Source organism: Verminephrobacter aporrectodeae subsp. tuberculatae At4 (assembly GCF_000193225.1).
Classification (GTDB): Bacteria; Pseudomonadota; Gammaproteobacteria; order Burkholderiales; family Burkholderiaceae_C; genus Acidovorax; species Acidovorax aporrectodeae.
Window position 1 is genome coordinate 1 of the sequence record NZ_AFAL01000234.1, and the last position, 2209, is coordinate 2209.

At 65.3% G+C, this 2209-nt stretch carries 1 protein-coding gene and 1 pseudogene; both read right to left on the reverse strand.

Annotated elements, in window-relative coordinates:
• Window positions 1-642: pseudogene (locus VTU_RS26040) on the reverse strand (tripartite tricarboxylate transporter permease); the annotation flags it as partial.
• Window positions 643-713: 71 nt separating this feature from the next.
• The gene (locus VTU_RS0106115; RefSeq protein WP_010102097.1) at window positions 714-2207 is read right to left on the reverse strand and encodes a tripartite tricarboxylate transporter permease; all 1494 of its coding nucleotides are present in this window, start codon (window positions 2205-2207) and stop codon (window positions 714-716) included.
• Window positions 2208-2209 lie beyond the last annotated feature (2 nt).

Genomic DNA, 2209 nt, shown 5'->3' on the forward strand with positions numbered 1-2209 from the left:
CATCCAGACGTCGAAGGTGCTGTTGTTCGTCCAGTACACGCCCACCGCGCAGAACAGCACGATCGACGGGAACAGCCAACGGTAGGGAACGGGCAGCAGCTTGATCCAGATGCCGATCAACGGCAGGCTCAGGATGACGAACATGGCGTTCATCGAGACGACCAAGTCCCAAAACAGTTCCAGCTTGCTGATCATCACCTCGGAGCCGGGCTGTATGTTGTGGATGGCCATGGCGCCGATGGCGCCGATCATCAGCGCCATCACCGGGTAGATGCCCAGCGTGAGCAGCGAGATGACCTTGGCCGTGAATACCTCGCGCTGGTCGCTGTCGCTGGGGCGGGCCAGGTTGGCGATGATCTCGCCGTAGCCGAAAACGCCCATGGCGATGACCACGAAGCCGATGCCGTCGGTCAGTTCGGGAATGTCGAAGCTGAAGCGCGCCATGCCCGAACTCACGTCGGTTCCCACGAGGCCCATCAGCAGGCCCAGCAGAATCATGGCCACGACCTTGAGCAACGAGCCCGAGGCCAGCACCACGGCGCCGATCAGGCCCAGCACCATGAACGAGAAGCGCTCGGCGGTGCCGAACCTGAGCACCACGTCGGTCAGCGACGACACGAACGCCGCCAGGATCAACACTCCGTAGACCACCAGGGCCTTCCCGCACCAAGCGGGGCGGCGTTTTCTCTGGCAGGACTCTCTGGTCAGCATGATCATTCCTCCACAAAGGCCTCTTCGCGCTTGTGCTTGACCGAGGGCAGCAGCACGATGACGAGCAACAGCACGGCGGCGGCAAGCAGGCCGGCCGACAGCGGGCGCGTGGCGAACACGCTCCAGTCGCCGCGCGAGAGCAGCAGCGCGCGGCGCAGGTTTTCCTCCATCATCGGACCCAGGATGAAGCCCAGCAGCAGGGGGGCAGGCTCGGTTCCCAGCTTGTGGAAGATGTAGCCCACCAGGCCAAAGATGCCGACCATCCAGACGTCGAAGGTGTTGTTGTTCGTCGAGTACACGCCCACCGCGCAGAACAGCACGATCGACGGGAACAGCCAGCGGTAGGGAACGGTCAGCAGCTTGATCCAGATGCCGATCAGCGGCAGGTTCAGGATGACGAGCATGGCGTTGCCGATCCACATCGAGGCGATCAGGCCCCAGAACAGTTCCGGGTTGCTGGTCATCACCTGGGGGCCGGGCTGTATGTTGTGGATGGTCATGGCGCCGACCATCAGCGCCATCACCGCGTTCGGAGGGATGCCCAGCGTGAGCAGCGGGATGAAGGAGGTCTGCGAGCCGGCGTTGTTCGCCGACTCGGGCGCCGCCACGCCGCGGATGTTGCCCTGACCGAACGGCACCTCGCCGGGCTGCAAGCGGGTCTTCTTCTCGATCGTGTACGCGGCAAAGGCCGACAGCAGGGCTCCGCCACCGGGCAGTATGCCCAGCATCGCGCCCAGCGCGGTGCCGCGCAGCACGGCGGGAATCATGCGCTTGAAGTCATCGCGGGTCGGGAACAGGCCCTCGACCTTGGCCGTGAACACCTCGCGCTGGTCGCTGGGGCGGGCCAGGTTGGCGATGATCTCGCCGTAGCCGAAAACGCCCATGGCGATGGTCACGAAGCCGATGCCGTCGGTCAGTTCGGGAATGTCGAAGCCGAAGCGCACCGTGCCCGTATGCAGGTCGGCTCCCACGAGGCCCATCAGCAGGCCCAGCAGGATCATGGCCACGGCCTTGAGCAGCGAGCCCGAGGCCAGCACCACGGCGCCGATCAGACCCAGCACCATGAGCGAGAAATACTCGGCGGGGCCGAACTTGAACGCCACCTCGGTCAGCAGCGGCGCGAACGCCGCCAGGATCAGCGTGCCCACGCAACCGGCGAAGAACGAGCCCAGGCCGGCGGCCGCGAGCGCGGGGCCCGCGCGCCCCTTGCGCGCCATCTGGTAGCCGTCGAGCACGGTCACCACCGACGACGACTCCCCGGGAAGATTCACCAGGATGGCCGTGGTCGAACCCCCGTACTGGGCGCCGTAATAAATGCCGGCGAGCATGATCAGCGCGGCCACCGGCGGCAGGGCGTAGGTCGCGGGCAGCAGCATGGCAATGGTCGCCACGGGGCCGATGCCGGGCAGAACGCCGATCAGCGTTCCGAGCAGGCAGCCGATAAAGCAGTAAATCAGGTTCTGGAACGTGAACGCAACGCCAAAACCGAGCGCCAGAT